The 18,161-nt window shown below is 66.2% G+C and carries 14 protein-coding genes; all 14 read right to left on the bottom strand.

Annotation, left to right across the window (positions count from 1 at the left end; all coding sequences use genetic code 11):
* Nucleotides 1–69 precede the first annotated feature (69 nt).
* Nucleotides 70–2,694, bottom strand: a complete 2,625-nt coding sequence (alaS, locus tag NF616_RS02460) for an alanine--tRNA ligase (protein WP_252271460.1) — start codon at nucleotides 2,692–2,694, stop codon at nucleotides 70–72.
* Between the two features lie 168 nt (nucleotides 2,695–2,862).
* The gene (gene astE / locus NF616_RS02455) at nucleotides 2,863–3,855 is read right to left on the bottom strand and encodes a succinylglutamate desuccinylase (RefSeq protein WP_252271459.1); all 993 of its coding nucleotides are present in this window, start codon (nucleotides 3,853–3,855) and stop codon (nucleotides 2,863–2,865) included.
* Between the two features lie 19 nt (nucleotides 3,856–3,874).
* Nucleotides 3,875–4,159 carry a topoisomerase II gene (locus tag NF616_RS02450; protein WP_252271458.1) on the bottom strand — a complete coding sequence of 95 codons (285 nt, stop codon included), beginning with the start codon at nucleotides 4,157–4,159 and terminating at the stop codon, nucleotides 3,875–3,877.
* Nucleotides 4,160–4,170: 11 nt separating this feature from the next.
* The gene (astB, locus tag NF616_RS02445; RefSeq protein WP_252271597.1) at nucleotides 4,171–5,517 is read right to left on the bottom strand and encodes an N-succinylarginine dihydrolase; all 1,347 of its coding nucleotides are present in this window, start codon (nucleotides 5,515–5,517) and stop codon (nucleotides 4,171–4,173) included.
* Between the two features lie 14 nt (nucleotides 5,518–5,531).
* Entirely contained in the window at nucleotides 5,532–6,992 is a 1,461-nt protein-coding gene (gene astD / locus NF616_RS02440; protein WP_252271457.1) for a succinylglutamate-semialdehyde dehydrogenase, read from the bottom strand.
* A 1-nt stretch (nucleotide 6,993) separates the two neighbouring features.
* Nucleotides 6,994–8,013: an arginine N-succinyltransferase gene (astA, locus tag NF616_RS02435; RefSeq protein ID WP_252271456.1), complete on the bottom strand. Its 1,020-nt coding sequence runs from the start codon at nucleotides 8,011–8,013 to the stop codon at nucleotides 6,994–6,996.
* An 89-nt stretch (nucleotides 8,014–8,102) separates the two neighbouring features.
* Nucleotides 8,103–9,134: an arginine/ornithine succinyltransferase subunit alpha gene (gene aruF, locus NF616_RS02430; RefSeq protein WP_252271455.1), complete on the bottom strand. Its 1,032-nt coding sequence runs from the start codon at nucleotides 9,132–9,134 to the stop codon at nucleotides 8,103–8,105.
* 164 nt (nucleotides 9,135–9,298) lie between these two features.
* On the bottom strand, nucleotides 9,299–10,519 hold the full coding sequence (locus tag NF616_RS02425) for an aspartate aminotransferase family protein (protein ID WP_252271454.1): 1,221 nt from the start codon (nucleotides 10,517–10,519) through the stop codon (nucleotides 9,299–9,301).
* An 855-nt stretch (nucleotides 10,520–11,374) separates the two neighbouring features.
* Nucleotides 11,375–12,361 carry a transcriptional regulator ArgR gene (gene argR / locus NF616_RS02420; RefSeq protein ID WP_252271453.1) on the bottom strand — a complete coding sequence of 329 codons (987 nt, stop codon included), beginning with the start codon at nucleotides 12,359–12,361 and terminating at the stop codon, nucleotides 11,375–11,377.
* A 102-nt stretch (nucleotides 12,362–12,463) separates the two neighbouring features.
* A complete protein-coding gene (aotP, locus tag NF616_RS02415) occupies nucleotides 12,464–13,228 on the bottom strand; it encodes an arginine/ornithine transport ATP-binding protein AotP (protein ID WP_252271452.1) in 765 nt (254 codons plus the stop codon).
* A gap of 136 nt (nucleotides 13,229–13,364) precedes the next feature.
* On the bottom strand, nucleotides 13,365–14,063 hold the full coding sequence (locus tag NF616_RS02410) for an ABC transporter permease (protein ID WP_252271451.1): 699 nt from the start codon (nucleotides 14,061–14,063) through the stop codon (nucleotides 13,365–13,367).
* A gap of 10 nt (nucleotides 14,064–14,073) precedes the next feature.
* The gene (locus NF616_RS02405) at nucleotides 14,074–14,763 is read right to left on the bottom strand and encodes an ABC transporter permease (protein ID WP_252271450.1); all 690 of its coding nucleotides are present in this window, start codon (nucleotides 14,761–14,763) and stop codon (nucleotides 14,074–14,076) included.
* Between the two features lie 120 nt (nucleotides 14,764–14,883).
* Nucleotides 14,884–15,657: an ABC transporter substrate-binding protein gene (locus NF616_RS02400; protein ID WP_252271449.1), complete on the bottom strand. Its 774-nt coding sequence runs from the start codon at nucleotides 15,655–15,657 to the stop codon at nucleotides 14,884–14,886.
* 458 nt (nucleotides 15,658–16,115) lie between these two features.
* On the bottom strand, nucleotides 16,116–18,071 hold the full coding sequence (acs, locus tag NF616_RS02395) for an acetate--CoA ligase (protein ID WP_252271448.1): 1,956 nt from the start codon (nucleotides 18,069–18,071) through the stop codon (nucleotides 16,116–16,118).
* Nucleotides 18,072–18,161 lie beyond the last annotated feature (90 nt).

Below are 18,161 nucleotides of genomic sequence, written 5' to 3'. Positions count from 1 at the left end.
CCATTAAACCCGCATCGGGTCACACTGCCAAGGCCCGCCGGACGCACTGCGGGCCCCGGTCTAGCCGTATCAGGCGCCTTGTTCGACGAAGGCCGCCGCCAGTGCCAGCGCCTCGTCCAGCTTGCCGGCATCCACGCCGCCGCCCTGGGCCATGTCCGGGCGGCCACCGCCCTTGCCGCCCACGGTGGCAGCGGCCTGACGCATCAGGTCGCCGGCCTTGAGCTTGGCGGTCAGGTCCTGGGTCACGCCGGCGACCAGCACGACTTTGTCCTCGAGCACGCCGCCGAGCAGGATCACCGCGCTGCCGAGTTTGTTCTTCAGCTGGTCGACCATGGCCAGCAGCGCCTTGCCGTCCAGCCCGTCGAGGCGAGAGGCCAGGACCTTGACGCCCTTGACGTCCACCGCCGAGCCGGCGAGGTCGTTGCCGGCCGCGCTGGCGGCCTTGGCCTTGAGCTGCTCCAGCTCTTTCTCCAGCTGACGGTTGCGCTCGATCAGCGCGGACAGCTTGTCCAGCACGTTGTCGCGGCTGCCCTTGACCAGGTTCGCCGCTTCCTTGAGCTGCTCCTCGGCGCCGTTCAGCCAGGCCAGAGCCGCCGCGCCGGTCACCGCCTCGATGCGGCGCACGCCGGCAGCCACGCCGCCTTCGCTGGTGATCTTGAACAGGCCGATGTCGCCGGTACGCGACACATGGGTACCGCCACACAGCTCGACGGAGAAGCCGCCGCCCATGCTCAGCACGCGCACCTGATCGCCGTACTTCTCGCCGAACAGCGCCATGGCGCCCTTGGCCTTGGCGGTGTCGATGTCGGTTTCCTCGGTCTCGACCGCGGAGTTCTTGCGGATCTCGGCATTGACCATGTCTTCGAGCAGCTTCAGCTGCTCCGGCTTGATCGCCTCGAAGTGACTGAAGTCGAAGCGCAGGCGCTGACTGTCGACCAGCGAGCCCTTCTGCTGTACGTGATCGCCCAGCACCTGACGCAGTGCGGCGTGCAGCAGGTGAGTGGCCGAGTGGTTCAGCGCGGTGGCCTGGCGCACCGAGGCGTCGACCTCGGCGCTGATGTCGGCACCGACGCTCAGGCCGCCCTGGGCGACCACGCCGTGATGCAGGAAGGCGCCGCCGGCCTTGGTGGTGACACGCACGTCGAAGCGCACGTCGGCGCCCTGCAGGTAGCCGCTGTCGCCGATCTGGCCGCCGGACTCGGCATAGAACGGAGTCTGGTCCAGCACCACCACGCCCTCGTCGCCTTCGGCGAGGCGGTCGACGGCAGCGCCGGCCTTGAACAGCGCCAAGACCTTGCCGTTGCCACGAGTGCCGGCGTAACCCATGAAGACGGTATCGCCGTCGACCTTGACCAGGCTGTTGTAGTCCATGCCGAAGGCGCTGGCGGAACGGGCGCGCTCGCGCTGGGCCTCCATCTCGCGTTCGAAGCCTTCTTCGTCGATGGACAGCTCGCGCTCACGGGCGATGTCGGCGGTCAGATCCACCGGGAAACCATAGGTGTCATACAGCTTGAACACGATGTCGCCGGGAATGACCTTGCCCTGCAAGCCGGCCAGATCCTGCTCGAGAATCCTCAGGCCCTGCTCCAGGGTCTTGGCGAACTGCTCTTCCTCGGTCTTCAGCACGCGCTCGATATGCGCCTGCTGCTGTTTCAGCTCGGGGAAGGCTTCGCCCATCTCGGCCACCAGGGCGGCGACGATCTGATAGAAGAAGCTGCCCTTGGCGCCCAGCTTGTTGCCATGACGGCAGGCGCGGCGAACGATGCGGCGCAGCACGTAGCCACGGCCCTCGTTGGACGGGGTCACGCCGTCGGCGATCAGGAAACCGCAGGAACGGATGTGGTCGGCGACGACCTTGAGCGAAGCCTGGCCTTCGTTGGCGCAGCCGATGGCCTTCGCCGCGGCGTTCAGCAGGCTCTGGAACAGGTCGATCTCGTAGTTCGAGTTGACGTGTTGCAGCACGGCGCTGATGCGCTCGAGGCCCATGCCAGTGTCCACGCTCGGCGCCGGCAGCGGGTGCAGCACGCCGTCCGCGGTGCGGTTGAACTGCATGAACACGTTGTTCCAGATCTCGATGTAGCGGTCGCCGTCTTCTTCCGGCGAGCCAGGCGGGCCGCCCCAGATGTGGTCGCCGTGGTCGAAGAATATCTCGGTGCAGGGGCCGCACGGGCCGGTGTCGCCCATCGCCCAGAAGTTGTCGGAAGCGTAGGGAGCGCCCTTGTTGTCGCCGATGCGCACCATGCGCTCGGCCGGGATGCCGACGTCCCGGGTCCAGATGTCGTAGGCCTCGTCATCGGTGGCGTAGACGGTGACCCAGAGCTTTTCCTTCGGCAAGTTCAGCCACTTTTCGCCGGTCAGGAATTCCCAGGCATAGGCGATGGCGTCGCGCTTGAAGTAGTCGCCGAAGCTGAAGTTGCCCAGCATCTCGAAGAAGGTGTGGTGGCGCGCGGTGTAGCCGACGTTCTCCAGGTCGTTGTGCTTGCCGCCGGCACGCACGCACTTCTGGCTGGTGGTGGCGCGGGTGTAGGCGCGCTTTTCCAGGCCGAGGAAGCAGTCCTTGAACTGGTTCATGCCGGCATTGGTGAACAGCAGGGTCGGGTCGTTCGCCGGGATCAGCGAACTGGAGGCGACGCGGGTGTGCCCCTTCTCTTCGAAGAAGCGGAGGAAGGCTTCACGGATTTCTGCGCTTTTCATCTATGTCATCCAGGCAAACGGCGGCCACGGCAGAGCCGGCAAAGGGCCGCATTATATCGGCCCTGCGCGGCGGGGACAGCCCGCCCGAAGGGAATTTGGATAGAAAACGACTATCGAGCGGCGCGACGGTCACGGAGCGAGCGGGCGGATGCGCCCCCGCTCCGCCGATCAGAGCTCGGCAGGGACGATCAGGATGCCGGCACGCAGGCCGTTCTTGACCTTGGGGTTGGGAAAGATGATGCGCGCGCCCTGCTCTTCGACCAGCCAGCGCGTGCCGGCGATATCCTCGGCCAGCAGAAAGCCCGTCTCCAGCTCGGTGAAGTTCTCGATGTCGTCGGGCAGGTGCAGCTTGAAGGCATCGCTGTGCTTGATCACCTCGCGGGACACCGCGAACAGCAGCAGGCCTTCAAGCGAGTCGCCGGCCGGCTCGCAGTTCTCGATCAGCTCGCGCAGGCGCTTCTCCAGCAGGTCGAGGTTGACCAGCTGGTTCTGCCCGAATGGCCGCGCCTTGCCCAGCTCCAGAGTGAAGGCCTCGGCGCCGAGGCGCGCATAGGTGTAGGAGCTGAAGGTGATGCCGGTCTTGCGCTGCAGCAGCACCGCGTCGATGCCGGCCGCATTCAGGCGGGCCAGTTCGGCGCGTGAGTGCTCGCGGCCTTCGACATAGGGATAGAGGGCGAACTGCTCGATCTTCGAGCCACGGATCGCGGTGTGCAGGTCGTAGTGCAGCCGCGCACGGCCTTCCCTGCTGAAGAACACCGCGGCATGTCGCTCCAGCTCGTTGGCACGCAGCGCCTCGGAACCGCTGCTCTGCTCGTGGCGACCGTCGAACAGACGATTGATGTCCTGCTCCACATAGCGCTCGCCGCGGCGCATAGCCTCGGGGTTGCCGAACAGGAACAGGATGCGCGCCCTCGGCAGCAGCTGGCCGGAGGCGACCGCCTGCACCAGGCGGTCGAGCAACTCGATCGGTGCCGTCTCGTTGCCGTGGATGCCGGCCGACAGCAGCAGGTCGAGACCGCTGTCCTCCTGCGCTGGCGGCGTCACTTCCAGCACGCCCTCGGCCAGCCAGTGCAGGCGCGCTCCCTCGCGGGTCAGCTGAATCTTCTCGGTCGGCTCGCGGCCGGCGAGGGTGAGTTCGAGCAGTTTGCCGAGGGCGAGCATGGGATTACCTCAGTCGGGCTCAATGATTGCAGTCGGGACCGTGCACATGATCCTCATCGTCGCCGCCCAGATCGGCCGGCTCCATTTCCAGCTGCAGGCCGACCAGGTTGGTCGCCTGTGGGCGCAGCAGCAGGTTGGCGTACTCGGTGTCGCCCTCCTCCACGTCGACGCCGATCAGCAGTTGATCACCCACTGCCTGGATCCACACTTCCTTGCCCTGCCAGATCACGGCGAAGCGTGTGCAGGAGGTTTCCAGCTGGGTGCCATCGGTGTCTTCAAGGACGAGTTGCAGGGCTTGGGACATGGTCGGGACTCTCACACGAGTTGGAAGGGGTAGACGGAGCCCAGTTTAAGGATCTGCGTCAGTTCATCCAATGCCGTACGGCATTCGATCAGCAGCTGCGGGTCGGCCAGGTCGCTTTCGGCCATACGGTCGCGGTAGTGCTTGTCGACCCAGGCGTTGAGGGTGTCAAACAGCGCGGGGGTCATCACCACACCCGGATTCACCGCGGCCAGCTCCTGCTGATTGAGCGCCACGCGCAGGCGCAGGCAGGCCGGGCCGCCGCCGTTCTGCATGCTCTGCTTGAGGTCGAAGACCTTCACCTCGCGGATCGGGCCGCTGCCGCTGGTGAGCTCGCTCAGGTAGCTCCACACGTTGGCGTTGTTGCGGCACTCCTCCGGCACGATCAGCAGCATGCCGCCGTCGGCGCGGGTCAGCAGCTGGCTGTTGAACAGGTAGGAGCGCACCGCGTCCTCGACGCTCACGGCGCTGGCCGGCACACGCACGGCCTGGAAGTTGCCGCCCCGGCGAGCCAGCTTGTCGCCCAGTTCGGCAAGGACCTTGTCGGTGTCGAGGAAGGCGTCCTGGTGATAGAACAGCACCTCGCCGTTGCCCACCGAGATCACGTCGTTGTGGAACACGCCCTGATCGATCACCGCCGGATTCTGCTGGGCGTAGACCACGCCCTCCTCGCCCAGCCCATGCAGGCGGGCCACCGCCTGGCAGGCTTCCAGAGTCTGCCGCGCCGGGTAGCGTTGCGGCGCCGGAAAGCGGCTGTCGAAGGCGCTGCGGCCGAACACGAAGAATTCCACGCCGGCCTCGCCATACCCCTTGCAGAAACGCGTGTGGTTGGCCGCGCCCTCGTCGCCGAACTGACCCACGGCCGGTAGCGCCGCGTGGTGGGCGAAGTGCTGTTCGTCGTTGAACATGGCGCGCAGCACGCGGCTGGTGGTCGGGTGCTCGATGCTGCGGTGGAACTTGCAATTGAGGTTGGCGGCGGTGAAGTGCACGCGGCCGTCCGCGGTGTCGGCGCTGGGGCTGACGGTGCAGGAGTTGGCCGTCCACATGCTGGAGGCGGAGCTGACGGCGGCCAGCAGTGGCATGGATTCCTTGGCGGCCTTGGCGATCACCTCGGCATCGCTGCCGGTGAAGCCGAGGCTGCGCAGCGCGGCGACGTCCTGGCGCTCCTGGGGGGCGAACACACCCTGCTGGAAGCCCATGTCCATCAGCGCCTTCATCTTGCCCAGGCCCTGCTTGGCGGCTTCCTTGGGGTTGGACACCGCCTGGCTGTTGCTCTGCGACGCCACGTTGCCGTAGGACAGGCCGCCGTAGTTGTGCGTCGGCCCGACCAGGCCGTCGACATTCATTTCAACAGCGGACATTTCATGGGCGGACATCAGAGACTCACTCCCGGGGTCAGGGTGGCGGGCAGGCTCAGGGTTTCGCTCTCCAGCGAGGCGACCGGGTAAGCGCAGTAGTCGGCGGCGTAATAGGCGCTGGCGCGGTGGTTACCGGAGGCGCCCACACCGCCGAACGGCGCGCTGCTGGCGGCGCCGGTCAGCTGCTTGTTCCAGTTGACGATGCCGGCACGGCTCTCGATCAGGAACTGCTGGTAGCGCTCGGCGCTATCCGATAGCAGGCCGGCGGCCAGGCCGTACTGGGTGTCGTTGGCCTCGGCAATCGCCGCGTCGAAATCGGCATAGCGAATCACCTGCAGCAGCGGGCCGAAGAACTCTTCGTCCACGCGCTCGGCGACTGCAGTGACGTCGAGAATGCCCGGGGTCAGCAGCGCGGCGTTGGCAATCGGCTGGATCATCTCCAGCAACGCCACGGCCCCGTTATCGAGCAGGTGACGCTGGGCCTCGAGCAGGTGCTCGGCGGCGGCGAGCGAGATCACCGAGCCCATGAAGGGCGCCGGCTGCTCGTCGAAGGCACCGACCTTGAGGGTCGCGGCCACCGCCACCAGGCGCGCCAGCAACGCATCGCCCCAGGCGCCGTCCGGCACCAGCAGGCGGCGCGCGCAGGTGCAGCGCTGGCCGGCCGAGATAAAGGCGGACTGGATGATGGTGTAGACGGCGGCATCGACGTCGGCGACCTCGTCCACCACCAGCGGGTTGTTGCCGCCCATCTCCAGCGCCAGGATCTTGTCCGGGCGGCCGGCGAACTGGCTGTGCAGCAGGTTACCGGTACGGCTGGAGCCGGTGAAGAACAGGCCGTCGATGCCAGTACTGCCGGCCAGGGCCACGCCGGTCTCGCGGGCGCCCTGCACCAGGTTGAGCACGCCGGCCGGCAGGCCGGCCTCGATCCAGCATTTGACGGTCAGTTCGGCGACCTTGGGGGTCAGCTCGCTGGGCTTGAACACCACCGCGTTGCCGGCCAGCAGCGCCGGCACGATGTGGCCGTTGGGCAGATGGCCGGGAAAGTTGTAGGGGCCGAACACGGCGACCACGCCGTGCGGCTTGTGGCGCAGCACGGCGGTGGCGTCAGCCAGCGGGCCGCTCTTCTCGCCGGTACGCTCGCGATAGCTCTGGACGGAGATGGCGACCTTGTTGACCATGCTGGTCACCTCGGTGGCGGACTCCCACAGCGGCTTGCCGGTTTCCTCGCCGATGGCACGGGCCAGTTCGTCGGCATGGCTCTTCAGCGTGGCGGCGAATTGCTCGAGCACGGTGATGCGCTCATCCAGCGAACGGCGGGCCCAGGCCGGGAAAGCGGCGCGGGCGGCGGCGACGGCCTGCTCGACCTGCGCGGCGCTGGCGCCCTGGCCGTTCCAAACGGATGCCTGGGTCACCGGATTGAGCGAGTCGAAGGCCTCGCCCTGCCCCGCCTGCCAGACGCCTGCGATGAAATGGGTCATGTCAGTTCTCCTTGGCCGACAGCGGCACGGCACGCACCTGGGCGCCGGCGCTGAGCTGCAGGCGCTTGGCGGTCAGCGGGTCGACCACCAGCGTGCCGGAGGCCACCCGCGCCGGCGCGGCGGCGATACGGCATTCCTGGCGTTTGCGGTTGTGGATCAGGTAGGGAACGGCGTCCTCGCCCGGGGTGCCCACGGCCAGCACCAGCGTCTGGCTGCCCTGCACCGCGCGAATCTTGTCGGTCTCCACCTCGATGGCCGGGCCGGCGTCGAAGATGTCGACGTAGCCCTGGTAGCTGAACCCCTCACCCTTGAGCATGGCCAGCGCCGGCTCGGTATCCGGGTGCACGCGGCCGATGACGCTGCGCGCCTCCTCGGACAGGAAGCAGGTATAGAGCGGAAACTTGGGCATCAGCTCGGCGATGAACGCCTTGTTGCCGACGCCGGTCAGGTAGTCGGCCTGGCTGAACTCCATCTTGAAGAAGTGGCGGCCCAGGCTTTCCCAGAACGGCGAGCGACCGCCCTCGTCGGACATGCCGCGCATCTCGGCGATCACCTTGTTGCCGAACAGCTCGCGGAACTCGGCGATGAACAGCAGGCGCGCCTTGGACAGCAGCCGGCCGTTCAGCCCGCTGCGATGGTCGGCATGCAGGAACAGCGAGCACAGCTCGGAGTTGCCGGTCAGGTCGTTGGCCAGGAACAGCGTGGGAATCTCGCGGTGGATCTTCAGCTCCTGGGAGGCGCTGACGGTGAGGCCGACCCGGTAGTTGTACCAGGGCTCGCGCAGGCCCACGGCGCCGGCCACGGCGGAGATGCCGACTACCCGGCCGTCGTCGTCCTCGAGCACGAACAGGTAGTCGGCGTCGGCACGCTCGACCTCGCCGCCGAAAGTCTTCTCCGCCCAACCGACCCGGTGCGCCAGGCGCTCCTCGTTGGCCGGCAGGGTGGTCAGGCCGGTGCCGGTGCTGCGGGCCAGGTCGATCAGCGCCGACAGGTCGCTGCTACGGACGGGACGAACGATCATATTGCCTCCAGAATTCTCTCCCCTCTCCTTGGAGAGGGGCCGGGGTGGCCCGCAGGCCGCCTTCTCCCGACGGGAAAAGGATCAACGCATCACACCGCTACCAGCCGGACGCTGCCGCCCTCGCCCACGCCCAGGGCCTCGATCGCTTCGGCGCTCAGGGAAACCGGCTTGCCGGGCACCCAGTCGAGCTCGGCGATGATGGCGCGGAAATCCTGCAGCTGGCCGTTGCTCACCAGATACTGGCGGCCGCCCTTGCGCGCTTCGCGCTCTTCGCTCGGCGCGGCCTGTACCGGCACCACGCGGCTCTGGGCGATGGAACGGATGCCCGAGGTGCGCGCATGCAGGGTCGGACCGCCATCGAAGATGTCGATGTAGTGGTCGGTCTCGAAGCCTTCGCGCATGAGGATGTCGAAGGTCACCTGCGCGCGGCTGTAGACCTGGCCCATGGCTTCCTGGGCGCTGTCCGGCAGCAGCGGCACGTAGATCGGGTAATGCGGCATCAGCTCGGCGAGGAAGGTGCGGCTCTTCAGCCCGCACAGGCGCTCGGCCTCGGTGTAGCTCATGTCGAAGAAGTTGCGCCCGACCGCGTCCCAGAACGGCGAGTCGCCGTTCTCGTCGCTGTAGCCAACGATCTCCACCACCACCGCATCGGCGAAGCGCTCCGGGTGGGCGGCCATGAACAGCAGACGGCCGCGCGAGTTGAGCTCGGCGAATGGCGAGTCGACCAGGTCGCGCTGCACGTAGAAGCTGGTCAGCAGGCTGTTGCCGGTGAGGTCGTGGCACAGCGAGAGAACATGGATCTTGTTGTGGATCTTCAGCTCGCGCGAGGCGTGCACGAAGGTCTCGTTGCGGAAGCTGTAGAACGGCTCGGAATAGCCCGCCGAGGCGACGATGGCCGAGCAGCCGACCAGCTTGCCGCTGGCGGAGTCCTCGAGCACGAAGAAGTAGCTCTCCTCGCCGTTGAAGCTGACCTCGGCGGCGAAGGAGGCGTCCGATGCGGCGATCTTGTCGCTCAGGCGGCCGGCATCGTCGGGCAGCGAAGTCACGCCCACCGGGCTGTCCGCGGCCAGACGCTGCACCTCGGCAAGGTCGGACATCTGCGCAGGGCGCATCACCAGCATGGCGTCACTCCTTCAAGAACCGCGCTCCACCGCAGCGGAGCGACTTCGAATAAAAACTCCAGCAGGCGCGCAGCCTCCCGGAGAAAGGCCGGAAGCAATCCGGCCTACGCATGGAACGGTCGTCCTGAGACAGCGGGCGGCGCCTCCTGCGCCGCCCCTCGGCGTCAGGCCTGGGTCAGCTTGGCGACGGCGCGCTCGAAGCGGTCCAGGCCCTCGGTGATGTCGGCGTCCTCCACCACCAGGCTGGGCGCGAAGCGCACGGTGTCCGGGCCGGCCTGCAGCACCATCAGACCTTCGGCGGCGGCGGCGTCCAGCACCACCTTGGCCTTGCCCTTCCAGGCATCGGTCAGGGCGCAGCCGAGCAGCAGGCCGAGCCCGCGGATCTCGCTGAACAGGCCGTACTTCTCACCGATTGCCTGCAGGCGCAGCTTGAACTGGGCGTGCTTGGCCTTGACGCCGTTCAGCACTTCCGGGGTATTGACGATGTCCAGCACCGCCTCGCCCACCGCACAGGCCAGCGGGTTGCCGCCATAGGTGGTGCCGTGGGTGCCGACGGCCAGGTGCTTGGCCAGCTCGGTGGTGGTGAGCATGGCGCCGATGGGGAAACCGCCGCCCAGGCTCTTGGCGCTGGAAAGGATGTCCGGGGTGACGCCGTAGTGCATGTAGGCGAACAGCTCGCCGGTACGGCCCATGCCGCTCTGCACTTCGTCGAACACCAGCAGCGCGTTGTGCTGGTCGCACAGGGCGCGGGCGCCTTCCAGGTAGGCCTGGTCGGCCGGCAGCACACCGCCCTCGCCCTGGATCGGCTCGATCACCACGGCGCAGGTCTTGTCGGAGATGGCGGCCTTCAGGGCATCCAGGTCGTTGTAGGGGATGTGGGTGATACCCTCGATCTTCGGACCGAAGCCATCGGAATACTTGGGCTGGCCACCGACGCTGACGGTGAACAGGGTGCGGCCATGGAAGCTGTTGAACGCGGCGATGATCTCGTGCTTCTCGGGACCGAAGCGGTCATGGGCGACGCGGCGGGCCAGCTTGAACGCGGCCTCGTTGGCCTCGGCGCCGGAGTTGCAGAAGAACACGCGCTCGGCGAAGGTCGCGTTGACCAGCTTGTGGGCCAGACGCAGGGTCGGCTCGTTGGTGAACACGTTGGAGATGTGCCACAGGGTGTTGGCCTGCTCGGTCAGCGCCTTGACCAGCGCCGGGTGGCAGTGACCGAGAGAATTGACGGCGATGCCGCCGGCGAAGTCGATCAGCTCGCGACCGCTCTGATCCCAGACTCGCGAGCCCTGACCGCGCACCGGAACGAAGGCGGCGGGGGCATAGTTGGGCACCAGGTACTGGTCGAAATCGGCGCGTTGCACCGGCTCGTGCTGAACGGACATCGGGGCTCTCCTGAAGAAGGAACACCGCCCAAAAGGCGAGTGATGAAAGGATTGTAGGGGCTGCCCACGGGCCCGCATTGCCGCCATGCGACAACTTCTTACAGCGGCAACCCGCGGATTTCCTGGGCTTTCGGCAATGCGACAGAAAGCTCTGGAATTGCGCAGTTTAAACGCTGCGTGGGGGGATCGGGGCATTTCGCTTCCCCAGATTGCCGGCCCGCATTCAATAACCTGAGCGCAACACTTTTCTCGGCACCGGGCTACAGATTGCACCCTACACGGCGCCTCACTTTTCTTTGTTTGCGCAAAGAAAGTAAGCAAAAGAAAGCGCACCCCGACATCCGTGTTCGGGCTGCGCCCGGACTTCCCTCTTTCCGGTGCCGCTCCAGGGGCCGGCTTACAAGGGCCATCCTTGGCCCTTCAAGCCTCTCGCCGCATCCATGCGGCTCGCTCCCCTACGCAACACCTCCACTCGGCCTACTGACGGGGACTTGGGCTCCGAGCCGCCTAATGGCTTTTCTTTATCTGATCGTTTGCACGCAATCCGCGGAAAAAGAAACGCAGAGCTATCAGGCAGCACCAGACGCCCCTTCAGGAGGGTGAGCGGAATCGTTGTGGAAGGAGTTGAGCGGCATGGATGCCGCGAGAGCGACGATGGACCAAGGATGGCCCTTCGACGCGCGCCCCTGGAGCGGCGATGGAGTGAACGACTCGGAGCGAAGCGTAGGGCCGGATGGCGGGGCAAGCGTTTTGGTTACTTTTGCCGCGACTGGCAAAAGTGACCCGCCAGGGCGGAACAGAAACATCAAACAGCGATACAAGCGGCAGCGGCACGGAAAACCGCAGACGAACCGGTTATCCGCGCTCGACAGAGGCCGGAGCAATCTCGAACGGGCTGGCGCTACGGCGCTGGTTACGATCTTCCCGCGGAGTGGCACCGAAGAAGTTGCGATAGGCGCTGGAGAAATGCGGCCCCGAGGAGAAGCCGCAGGACAGGCCGATCTGGATGATCGACTTGCTGGTCTGCATCAGCAGCTGGCGCGCCTTGTTCAGGCGCAGCTCCAGGTAGTACTGGCTGGGCACGCGATTGAGGTACTGCTTGAAGATCCGCTCCAGCTGGCGCCGCGACACGCACACGTGCTGGGCGATCTCGTCGGTGGTCAGCGGCTCCTCGATGTTCGCCTCCATCAGCAGCACCGCCTGGGTCAGCTTGGGATGGCTGGAGCCGATGCGATTCTGCAGCGGGATGCGCTGGCGCTCGCCGCCCTCGCGGATGCGCTCGACCACCAGCTCCTCGCTCACCGCGCCCGCCAGCTCGGCGCCGTGGTCACGGGCCAGCACGGCCAGCAGCAGGTCGAGCACGGCCAAGCCACCACAGGAGGTCAGGCGGTCGCGGTCCCAGTCGAACAGGTGACTGGTGGCGATGACCTTGGGGAAGCGCTCGGTGAAGTCGTCCTGCCAGCGCCAGTGCACGGCGGCGCGGTAGCCGTCGAGCAGGCCGAGCTGGGCGAGCGGGTAGACCCCGGCGGACAGCCCGCCGATAACCATGCCGCCGCGGGCCAGCTGCTTGAGCGCCTGGGCCAGTGCCGGGGCGACCTGGGCCGGCGGCTCGTCGGCCAGCAGGAACAGCTTGTGGCAGCCCTCCAGCCGCCCGCCCCAAGGCTCGCCGGGCATCTGCCAAGCGCCGGCCACCGGCGCCTCGGCCTGGAGAAAACGCAGTTCGTAGGAGACTTCCGGGTGGACACGCTGCGCCACGCGCAGGGCTTCCTCGGCCAGGGCCAGGGTCATGGGCCTGGTTTCCGGCCAGATCAGGAAACCGATGCAGTGGGCAGTAGCTGTCATGGGGGGCAGTTTAGTGTGCTGTCACGAAAATAACTGTTCATTTCTGATGGCATCTCTCGCGCCATCTCGCAGGGTGGCTCGCGGCCAGGGCGTGGCCGCGGGCTACTTCAGGCTGCCGGACAGGAACTGCTTGAGACGCTCGGATTGCGGATTGGCCAGCACCTCTTTCGGGCACCCGGTCTCTTCCACCAGCCCCTTGTGCAGGAAGATTAGCTGGTTGGACACCTCGCGGGCGAAGCCCATCTCGTGGGTCACCACCACCATGGTGCGGCCTTCCTGGGCCAGGTCCTGCATCACCTTGAGCACTTCGCCGACCAGCTCCGGGTCGAGGGCCGAGGTCGGCTCGTCGAACAGCATGACTTCCGGCTCCATGGCCAGGGCGCGGGCGATGGCCACGCGCTGCTGCTCGCCGCCGGACATATGCGCCGGGTACGCATCCTTCCTGTGCGCCACGCCGACCTTGGCCAGGTAGTGCTCGGCCTTCTCGATGGCTTCCTTTTTCGGCACACCGAGCACGTGCACCGGCGCCTCGATGACGTTCTCCAGCGCGCTCATGTGCGACCACAGGTTGAAGTGCTGGAACACCATGGACAGCCGCGAACGCATGCGCTGCAGCTGCTTGGCGTCGGCGGCCTTGAGCGCACCGTCCTTGTTGGCCACCAGCTTGAGCTCTTCGCCGTTGAGCAGGATCTTGCCGCCGTGGGGCTGCTCGAGCATGTTGATGCAGCGCAGGAAGGTGCTCTTGCCCGAGCCGCTCGAGCCGATGATGCTGATCACGTCGCCCGCCTTGGCCGCCAGGGAAACGCCCTTCAGCACTTCGTGGCTGCCGTAGCGCTTGTGCAGATCCTGAACTTCGAGTTTGTACATGGTTGGGTTCTCGTGTGGCTCAGTCGCTCAGCAGGCGACCCTGACGAATGGGGTGACGATCGGCTCGGCCAGCCACAGTCGGCAATGGACGGCGGCCTGGGACGGAGGGTGATCGATGCGCGGCATGACGTCGGCCTCAGTGCTTGCGCGGGGCCAGGTAGGCCAGCCAGCGGCGCTCGGCCAGCTTGAACAGGCGCACCAGGATGAAGGTCAGCGCCAGGTAGAACAGGCCGGCGGTGATGTAGGCCTCGAACGGCAGGTAGAACTGCGAGCTGACGGTCTTGGCCGCACCGGTGATGTCGATCAGCGTCACCACCGAGGCCAGGCTGGTGGTGTGCAGCATCATGATCACCTCGTTGCTGTACTGCGGCAGCGCGCGGCGCAGGGCCGACGGCAGCAGGATGCGGCGATACAGCTTGGCGCGCGACATGCCCATGGCCTTGGCCGCCTCGATCTCGCCGTGGGGCGTGGCCTTGAGGCTGCCGGCGAGGATTTCGGCGCTGTAGGCGCTGGTGTTGATGGCGAAGGCCAGGCAGGCGCAGAAGGTGGCGTTGGACAGGTAAGGCCACATGAAGCTCTCGCGCACCGCCTCGAACTGGGCCAGGCCGTAGTACAGCAGGTACAGCTGCACCAGCATCGGCGTGCCGCGGATCACGTAGGTATAGAGCCAGGCCGGGAAGTTGATCAGCGGCTGCCTGGACACCCGCATCATGGCCAGCGGCACGGCCGCGAGCAGGCCGACGGCCAGGGCGATCGCCAGCAGCTTGAGGGTGACCAGCACGCCGTCGAAATACAGCGGCAGGCTGTCGAGTACCACGTTGTAGTCGAAAAGCATGGCAGCTCCCTCAGATCTCGGCCGCTTTCACGCCGACCGAATAGCGGCGTTCGAGGTAGCGCAGCACCAGCAGCGACACGCTGGTCATCGCCAGGTAGATGGCGGCTGCCAAGAGGATGTAGGTGAACGGCTCGCGGGTCGCGTCGCCGGCGCTCTTGGCGCGGGCCATCATGTCCTGCAGGCCGACCAGGGAAATCAGCGCGGTGGCCTTGACCAGCACCAGCCAGTTGTTGGTCACGCCGGGAATGGCCAGGCGGATCATCTGCGGCACGAGGATGCGTAGGAACACCCGCAGCGGGCTCATGCCATAGGCCACGCCGGCTTCGCCCTGGCCCTTGGGGATGGCCATGAAGGCGCCGCGGAAGGTCTCCGACAGATAGGCGCCATAGATGAAGCCCAGGGTGCCGACACCGGCAACGAAGGGGTTGATGTCGATGTACCCGTCGTACTCCACCATCATGGCGATACGGTTCACCAGGTCCTGGCCGCCGTAGAAGATCAGCAGGATCAGCACCAGGTCGGGAATGCCGCGGATCACGGTGGCGTAGGTCTCGCCCATCAGCGCCAGCCATCTCACCGGCGACAGGCGAAAAGCCGCGCCGATCAGGCCGAGCACGACGGCCACCGCCATGGACAGCAGCGCCAGCTGAACGGTGAGCCAGGCGCCGTCGAGAATGGTCGAGCCGTAGCCGTTGAACATGAAATTTGTCCTCTGAAGCAGGAGGAGCGCTCTTGCCAGGAGCGAGGGGCATGGGGTGAGTCCGGGCTCACCCGGCCCGTGCCCACCCTCCCCGACCCGGGAAGGATGGGCGCAGCGGCGTTATTTGCCGTAGACGTTGAACTGGAAGTACTTGTCCTGCACTTCCTGGTACTTGCCGTTGGCGCGGATCGCCAGGATAGCGGCGCTGATCTTGTCGGCCAGGGCCTTGTCGCCCTTGCGCACGGCGATGCCCTGGCCTTCGCCGAAGTACTTCTCGTCGGTGAAGTCCGGACCTACCAGGGCAAAGCCCTTGCCGGCGTCGGTCTTGAGGAAGCCGTCGTCGATGTTGACGACATCGGCCAGGGTGCCGTCCAGGCGACCGGAGGCCAGGTCCAGGAAAACTTCGTTCTGCGAGCCGTAGCGCACGATCTCGGCACCCGCCGGGGCGAAGACGTCGGTGGCGTAACGGTCATACACGGACGAGCGCTGCACGCCGATCTTCTTGCCCTTGAGGCCGGCCACATCGCTGTACTCGGTGCCGGCCTTCATCGCCAGACGCGCCGGGGTGGCGTAGTACTTGCCGGTGAAGTCCACGGAGCGCTTGCGCTCTTCGGTGATGGACATGGACGACAGCACCGCGTCGAACTTGCGCACCTTGAGGGCCGGAATCAGGCCGTCGAACTCCTGCTCGATCCACTGGCACTTGACCTTCATCTCCTCGCACAGCGCGTTGCCGATGTCGTAGTCGAAGCCGGTGATGTTGCCGTCCGGGGTCTTGTAGGCGAAGGGCGGGTAGGCCGCTTCGATACCGATGCGCAGGGGTTTGTCTTCTGCCTGAACCAGCGCACTGAATGCGGTCAGCGCCAGGGCGCCGAGCAGGACGATCTTCTTCATCTTGTGCTCCTTCGAATGGGTACAGCGATGGGCAGAACGGGGGGTCGCCATGGCCATGGTGAATTGTAGAAAGTGTCACCGGCTTTGCTGCCGCCGAACGCGGCGCGAGCGGGTCGGCCAAGTGGGCGGCATTCTATCGACAGGGGGTAGGTCGATATTTCTTCAAAGCGACAACAAATTACAGAAGCACTGGACGGACGCGGGGTCTGTATTGACAGGTCAGCCGAAACGTGACCAGCGGGACATAAAAGCTCAACCGGTTACTCAGGCAATAACCACGCCACTTCCCCAGCACCCTGCGGATAGCGCGGCCTGCAGCACTAAGGGCATTTTTCGCGAGCTCTGCGCATGGGCGCAAGGTGTTCCCGCGCGCCCCGTTTCGGTGCGCCGCGTTACCGCCACGCCAATAAAAACCCCGGCTCGTGGCCGGGGTCGTGCATGTCCGCGGGTGCGCCGGGTCAGGCGGCCTGCATGGTGCGATGGGTGTCGATGAGGTGTTGCACCACGCCGGGGTCGGCCAGCGTGGAGATGTCGCCGAGGGCATCGTATTCGGCGGTGGCGATCTTGCGCAGGATGCGGCGCATGATCTTGCCCGAGCGGGTCTTCGGCAGTCCCGGAGCCCACTGGATGACGTCGGGCGAGGCGATCGGGCCGATCTCCTTGCGCACCCAGTTCTTCAGTTCCTGACGCAGCTGCTCGGAAGGCTCCTCGCCCGCATTCAGGGTCACGTACACATAGATGCCCTGCCCCTTGATGTCGTGTGGCACGCCGACCACGGCGGCCTCGGCGACTTTCGGGTGGGCGACCATGGCGCTCTCGATCTCGGCGGTGCCCATACGATGGCCGGAGACGTTGAGCACGTCGTCGACGCGGCCGGTGATCCACCAGTAGCCGTCTTCATCGCGACGGGCGCCGTCGCCGGTGAAATACATGCCCTTGAAGGTCTTGAAGTAGGTGTCGACGAAGCGGTCGTGATCGCCGTACAGGCTGCGCGCCTGGCCCGGCCAGGAGTCGATGATCACCAGGTTGCCTTCGGCCGGCCCCTCGATCAGGTTGCCCAGGTTGTCTACCAGCGCCGGCTGCACGCCGAAGAACGGACGGGTCGCCGAGCCGGGTTTGAGCGCGGTGGCGCCCGGCAGCGGACTGATCAGTACGCCGCCGGTCTCGGTCTGCCACCAGGTATCGACGATCGGGCAGCGCTCGCGGCCGACGTTCTCGTGGTACCAGTGCCAGGCTTCCGGGTTGATGGGCTCGCCCACCGAGCCGAGCAGGCGCAGGCTGGAGCCATCGGCGCCCTCCACGGCGGCCCTGCCCTCGGCCATCATGGCGCGAATGGCGGTCGGCGCGGTGTAGAGGATATTGACCTTGTGCTTGTCGATGATCTTGGCGACGCGGGTCACGTCCGGGTAGTTCGGCACGCCCTCGAACAGCAGGGTGGTGGCGCCGTTGGCCAGCGGGCCGTAGACGATGTAGCTGTGGCCGGTGACCCAGCCCACGTCAGCGGTGCACCAGTAGACTTCGCCCGGCTTGTAGTCGAACACCCGCTCGTGGGTCAGCGCGGCGTACACCAGGTAGCCGCCGGTGGTGTGCAGCACTCCCTTGGGCTTACCGGTACTACCCGACGTATAGAGGATAAACAGCGCTTCCTCGGCGCCCATCTCCTTCGGCGCGCAGACGCTGCCGGCCACCTTCATCAGGTCCTCGAACCAGATGTCGCGGTGCTGGTTCCACTTGATGTCGGAACCGGTGCGCTTGACCACGATGACCTTCTGGATGCTGCGGGTCTCGGGGTTGGTCAGGGCGTCGTCGACGTTGGCTTTCAGCGGGATCTTCTTGCCGCCGCGCAGGCCCTCGTCAGCGGTGATCACGACCTTGGACTGGCAGTCGATGATGCGTCCGGCCAGGGCCTCCGGCGAGAAGCCGCCGAACACCACGGAGTGGATGGCGCCGATGCGCGCGCAGGCCAGCATGGCCACCACGGCCTCGGGGATCATCGGCATGTAGATGGTCACCACGTCGCCGCGGTGCACGTCCTGGCCACGCAGGGCGTTGGCGAACTTGCAGACCTGCTCGTGCAGCTCGCGGTAGGTGATTTCCTTGTGCTCGGAGGGATCGTCGCCTTCCCAGATGATTGCCAGCTGATCGCCGCGCTCTTCGAGGTGACGGTCCAGGCAGTTGGCCGAGACGTTGAGGGTGCCGTCGGCGAACCACTTGATGTCGACATGGTGGTCGTCGAACGAGGTCTGCTTCACCTTGGTGAAGGGCTTGATCCAGTCGATGCGCTTGGCCTGCTCGCGCCAGAAGCCGTCCGGGTTGATCACCGACTGCTGATACATCGCCTTGTAGGTGGCTTCGTCGGTCAGCGTGTTGGCGGCCACCTCGGGGCGGACGGGGTAGAGGGAAGCAGCGGTCATTTGGGTACCTCGGCGGGCGTTGTTTTTGTATGCCGCCTTTTGTATCCCCCGACCCGGAGTGGGGCCATTCGACCATGGTCTTACCGCTCT

It is taken from the genome of Pseudomonas subflava (assembly GCF_023823685.1).
GTDB classification, from domain to species: domain Bacteria; phylum Pseudomonadota; class Gammaproteobacteria; order Pseudomonadales; family Pseudomonadaceae; genus Aquipseudomonas; species Aquipseudomonas subflava.
This window is presented reverse-complemented; position numbering and strand designations above follow the sequence as displayed.